This is a genomic window from Mycobacterium tilburgii (assembly GCF_902168065.1).
In the GTDB taxonomy this organism is placed as follows: Bacteria; Actinomycetota; Actinomycetes; order Mycobacteriales; family Mycobacteriaceae; genus Mycobacterium; species Mycobacterium tilburgii.
This window is the reverse complement of the sequence record NZ_LR655765.1, coordinates 1-5,277: the sequence shown is the minus strand read 5'-3', so window position 1 is coordinate 5,277 and position 5,277 is coordinate 1. Positions and strand designations below refer to the sequence as shown.

General features: G+C 66.2%; 1 protein-coding gene and 4 pseudogenes. 2 read left to right on the top strand and 3 right to left on the bottom strand.

Annotated elements, in window-relative coordinates; all coding sequences use genetic code 11:
- Nucleotides 1-125, bottom strand: a pseudogene (locus FQ389_RS23005) (hypothetical protein); the annotation flags it as partial.
- 124 nt (nt 126-249) lie between these two features.
- Between FQ389_RS23005 and uvrB the strand changes: the two are divergent.
- A complete protein-coding gene (uvrB, locus tag FQ389_RS17325; protein ID WP_144209875.1) occupies nt 250-2,406 on the top strand; it encodes an excinuclease ABC subunit UvrB in 2,157 nt (718 codons plus the stop codon).
- Nucleotides 2,407-2,418: 12 nt separating this feature from the next.
- A pseudogene (locus FQ389_RS17320) lies at nt 2,419-3,823 on the top strand (MFS transporter).
- Here FQ389_RS17320 and FQ389_RS17315 read toward each other — a convergent pair.
- Together FQ389_RS17315 and FQ389_RS17310 are read right to left on the bottom strand one after the other, a co-directional pair.
- A pseudogene (locus FQ389_RS17315) lies at nt 3,813-4,483 on the bottom strand (MgtC/SapB family protein); the annotation flags it as partial. The pseudogenes FQ389_RS17320 and FQ389_RS17315 sit on opposite strands and share 11 nt — an antisense overlap.
- Nucleotides 4,484-4,529: 46 nt before the next feature.
- Nucleotides 4,530-5,277 (bottom strand): annotated as a pseudogene (locus tag FQ389_RS17310) (glycosyltransferase family 39 protein); the annotation flags it as partial.

The window sequence follows — 5,277 nt, the reverse complement described above, 5'->3', positions numbered from 1 at the left end:
GGTAGCCGCAGCTCGGCGGCGTAGCCCAGCGCCTGGTTGACGGTCAGCTGGCGGTGCACCACGTCATCCTGCGGGACCATCCCGATCCTGCTACGCAGCGACGCGTACTCGGTGTGGATATTGTGGCTCGCTGCGTTTGATACTGAGGGTTGGCTTACAGCCTGTGCCCCTGTGGCGGATGTGATTGGGGGAGCACGTGCTAAGACCAGTACCGTCGCACTTGTCGGTGCACACTTCTACCCTGAGGGCATGGCTTTTGCCACGGAGCATCCCGTAGTCGCGCATTCGGAGTACCGCGCGGTCGACCAGGTCGTGCGTGCCGGCGGCCGGTTCGAGGTCGTCAGCCCGCACCAGCCCGCCGGTGATCAGCCCGCCGCCATCGACGAGCTGGAACGCCGGATCAAAGCGGGGGAGCGGGATGTGGTGCTGCTCGGGGCGACCGGCACCGGGAAGTCGGCCACCACCGCGTGGCTGATCGAGCGGCTGCAGCGGCCCACCCTGGTGATGGCGCCCAACAAGACACTCGCCGCCCAGCTGGCCAATGATCTACGAGAAATGTTGCCGCACAACGCCGTTGAGTACTTCGTCTCGTACTACGACTACTACCAGCCGGAAGCGTACATCGCGCAGACCGACACCTACATCGAGAAGGACAGTTCCATCAACGACGAGGTGGAGCGGTTGCGGCACTCCGCGACGTCGGCGCTGCTGTCCCGGCGCGACGTGGTGGTAGTCGCCTCGGTGTCGTGCATCTACGGCCTGGGCACCCCGCAGTCCTACCTGGACCGTTCCGTCGAGCTGCAGGTCGGCACCGAGGTGCCGCGCGACGGGCTGTTGCGGCTGCTCGTCGATGTGCAGTACACCCGCAACGACCTGTCCTTCACCCGCGGCTCGTTCCGCGTGCGCGGCGACACCGTCGAGATCATCCCGAGCTACGAGGAGCTCGCGGTACGCATCGAGTTTTTCGGCGACGAGATCGAGGCGCTGTACTACCTGCACCCGCTAACCGGCGAGGTCATCCGCCAGGTCGACTCGCTGCGCATCTTCCCCGCGACCCACTACGTAGCCGGCCCGGAGCGGATGGCGATGGCGATCTCCACGATCGAGCAGGAACTCGCCGAGCGGTTGGCCGAATTCGAATGCCAGGGCAAGCTTTTGGAGGCGCAGCGGTTGCGGATGCGCACCAACTACGACATCGAGATGATGCGGCAGGTCGGCTTCTGTTCGGGCATCGAGAACTACTCGGGGCACATCGACGGCCGCGGCCCGGGCTCACCGCCCGCGACGCTGCTCGACTACTTCCCGGAGGATTTCCTTTTGGTCATCGACGAGTCGCACGTCACGGTGCCGCAGATCGGCGGCATGTACGAGGGCGACATGTCTCGGAAGCGCAACCTGGTCGATCACGGCTTCCGGCTGCCGTCGGCCTGCGATAACCGCCCGCTGACCTGGGAGGAGTTCGCTGACCGGATCGGGCAGACGGTGTATCTGTCGGCGACGCCCGGCCCCTACGAACTCAGCCAGGCCGGCGGCGAGTTCGTCGAGCAGGTGATCCGGCCGACCGGTCTGGTGGACCCGAAGTTGGTGGTCAAACCGACCAAGGGGCAGATCGACGACCTGATCGGCGAAATCCGCAAGCGGGTCGAGGCCGACGAGCGCGTGCTGGTGACCACGCTGACGAAGAAGATGGCCGAAGACCTCACCGACTACCTGCTGGGGATGGGCATCCGTGTGCGGTACCTGCACTCCGAGGTCGACACGTTGCGCCGGGTGGAGCTGCTGCGTCAGCTGCGCCTCGGCGGCTACGACGTACTGGTCGGCATCAACCTGCTGCGGGAGGGCCTGGACCTGCCCGAGGTGTCGCTGGTCGCCATCCTCGACGCCGACAAAGAAGGCTTCCTGCGGTCCTCGCGCAGCCTCATCCAGACCATCGGCCGCGCCGCCCGCAACGTCTCCGGCGAAGTGCACATGTACGCCGACTCGATGACCGACTCCATGAAGGAGGCCATCGACGAGACCGAACGCCGGCGCGAGAAGCAGATCGCCTACAACGAGGCCAACGGCATCGACCCGCAACCGCTGCGCAAGAAGATCGCCGACATCCTCGACCAGGTCTACCGGGAGGCCGACGATTCCGACAGCGTCGTATTCGGCTCCGGGCGCAGCATCTCGCGCGGTCGTCGGGCCCAGGGGGAGCCCGGCCGCGCCGTCAGCGCCGGCATCATCGAGGGCCGCGACACGTCCAACATGCCGCGGGCCGAACTGGCCGACCTGATCAAGGACCTCACCGCGCAGATGATGGCCGCTGCCCGGGACCTGCAATTCGAGCTGGCTGCGCGGTTCCGCGACGAGATCGTTGACCTCAAAAAGGAATTGCGCGGAATGGACGCTGCCGGTCTGAAGTGATCCGGGCACCTCATACGGTGTAGGGGTGGCGAATACGGCAACGACGTCGGCAGCTGGCACGAGCTGCTGGGCAGGCATCTGGGCACGTCCACCTTGCTGGCCGGCGGTGTTCTGCTCTACGCCATCAACGGGTTTCTGAGCACCAGCTTGCCGCCGAGCACGGTCGCCGAGATCGGCGGCAGCCGACTGTATGCCTGGGTGATCACTCTGTACATGGTCGGATCGGTGGTCGCGGCGGCCACGGTGAACACCTTGCGCTTGCGGTTGGGTGCGCGCGCCTCGTTCCTAGGCGGCCTGGCGGTTTTCGGCGTCGCCAGCGTCCTGTGCGCGATCGCGCCCAACATGCAGATCCTGATTGCCGGACGCGGCCTGCAAGGGGTGGTTGGTGGTCTGCTGGCCGGCTTGGGCTACGCGCTGATCAACACCACCTTGCCGCGTTCGTTGTGGACCCGCGGGTCGGCGATGTGGGGAGTCGCGACCTTGGCCGGCCCGACGATAGGCGGCCTCTTCGCGCAATTCGGGTTGTGGCGGTGGGCATTTTGCGCGATAATCATCCTGACCGCATTGGTGCTCGTCGTCCTCACCAACGGCGACACCGCATCCGGCCAGGAGCACCGGCAAGAGGCGACGGCCCACGGCGCGGTGCCGGTGTGGTCGCTGGTTTTGCCGGGCTCCGCCGCGTTGGCGGTCAGCGCGGCGGAGTTGCCGCGCAACGTCTTCGGAACCGTGGGGCTACTGATCGCCGGTCTGGTGGCTGATCGGGATATGCCTCGGCAAGGAGCGGGCGACGCGCGCAGGGGTGTTGCCGCCCAGCGTCTTTGATCGCGGACCGCTGAAGTGGATTTACTTGACGATGGCGATCCAGATGGGGGCGGTGATGGTCGCGACACCTACGTGCCGCTGTATGGCCAGCGGTTCGCGTATCTGACGCCCGTCGAGGCGGGCTTCCTGGGTGCGGCGCTCGCCGTGGGCTGGACAGTCGCCGAGATCGGCAGCGCCTCGCCGAGTAGTCTCCGCGTCGTCAATGGGGTGGTCGCGGTTGCGCCGTTGGTGATGGCCTCCAGCCTGGTGCTGGCCGCGGCAACCCAGCGCGCAGACGCGTAGATCGGGGTGGTCCTGATCTGGGGCGGCGGGGCTGTTGATCGCCGGCATCGGTATCGGGATGACCTGGCCGCATCTGCCCATGCGCGCCATGGACATGGTCGACGACCCCGCCGAGGGCAGCGCCGCCGCGGCGGCGGTCAACATCGTCCGGTTGATCTCCGCGGCTTTCGGAGCGGGCCTGGCGGGTGTGGTGATCAACAACGTCAACAACGCTCATGTCGGCGACGGCCGTGGTCGTGTCCCATCAAGGCCCGCCGGCGGGATCGCTGAAGCTCTCTATTCGGTGGCGTCCTCGCGCACAACACCGCGATGACCCCGTTGATCGCGGTCAAAGTCTCTGGGGCCTTTCCCATTTGCGCATCCGACAACGTCATCGTCACCCGCACCTCACCGTTGTCGATGTCGTGGGCGTCGGCGTCGAACTCGGTCAGTTCCCAGTCGCGCTGCGCACACACACGCAGCACCTTTCGCAGCACGCCGCGGCCGTTTTCGTAGATGACCTGCAGCCGGGTGGTGCCGCGCAACCTGGCTCCGAGCTGCCGTTCCACCGTGCTGAAGGCCAGCGCGCTGACGAAATGCAAGAATACCATCAGCATGGCGAGCAGCATCAGGCCTCGGATGCCATGCCGACGGCTGCGGACTCCCAGACGGCTGTTGCCGTGGTGAGCCCATGCACCGCGCCGCACCGCGTGATGATCAGACCCGCACCCAAAACCCGACGCCCGTGACGATTTGGGCCGCGACACGGGAGGGGTCGCGGATGACAGTGCCGGTAGCCAGCACGTTGGCGAAGCCGTATTTGCTGACCAGCATGATCAACGCCGCCGATGTCCTGGGTGCGCAGCCCGGCGCTTTTGCCCTGGACAGGGCGCTCCAAGCCGATCAGCGCCGTCAACCTGAATGCGGCGAACAGTTCGACGATATGCCGCACGTTTTGCACGTTGCCGCCCAGCAGGGAGCCCGACAGCCAAATCTCCTATGTGCATGAACCGGCCGCAGCCGGCATTCTGCCTTTCCGGTCATCGTGTCGATTTGATGACTTGAGAATAGTGGAACTGCCATCGTTCGACGATTTGGAAGCCCAGGTAGGCCGGGAACCGAAACGCCGGAGCGCGGCCGAAAACCCCTGGCGGCAAAGGCCGTCCGAGTTGATGGTCGGGAAACGACTTGTTGTAGTTCGTGATCGTCCACAGCGCGGGGCACTTGTTGATCTTCGCGGTTGTCAGCCACACCGCGACGTGCCCGTCCCACAGCGAACCGACCTTCGGCCCGTACACGCCGCGCTCCACATCGATCAGGGAGCGAAACGCCGCCGGTCGGGTAGCCAGCAGGGCACGAATCGGGCCCGGCCGCCACGGCACCGTGTTGTCCACCAGCAAGCAGTCGCCCGGCGCGGCGTGTGCGCTGATCAAGTCGGCCACCTGACTGTAGTCCCAGCCTTCCTTGGCATATGGCCAGCGCTGGACGAACAGGTAGTTCGGAACCGCCGCTGTGGCAAACACTCCCACCAGGCAAGCGATCAGCACGGTGCGGCGGGCCACGGTGACAATGCAGATCGCCAATAGCACTGCCATCGCCGGGGTGGTCAAAATCAGGTAGCGCGGAAAGTACATCGGCTCGGCGACGGCCGAATAGATCACCACGGCGGCTGTCGGCAGCACAAACCCCCCCACACAGATGGTCACCCGGCGGGGGATCTCACCCGGCGGGGCCGGCGCCCCCCTCCGGCGGGGGGCCAACGCGGGCCCCACGACGGCGGCGCCGGGC

Bases quoted from the DNA above. Each gene is read 5' to 3' on its own strand.
- uvrB (WP_144209875.1), top strand. From the start codon at position 250: ATGGCTTTTGCCACGGAGCATCCCGTAGTCGCGCATTCGGAGTACCGC.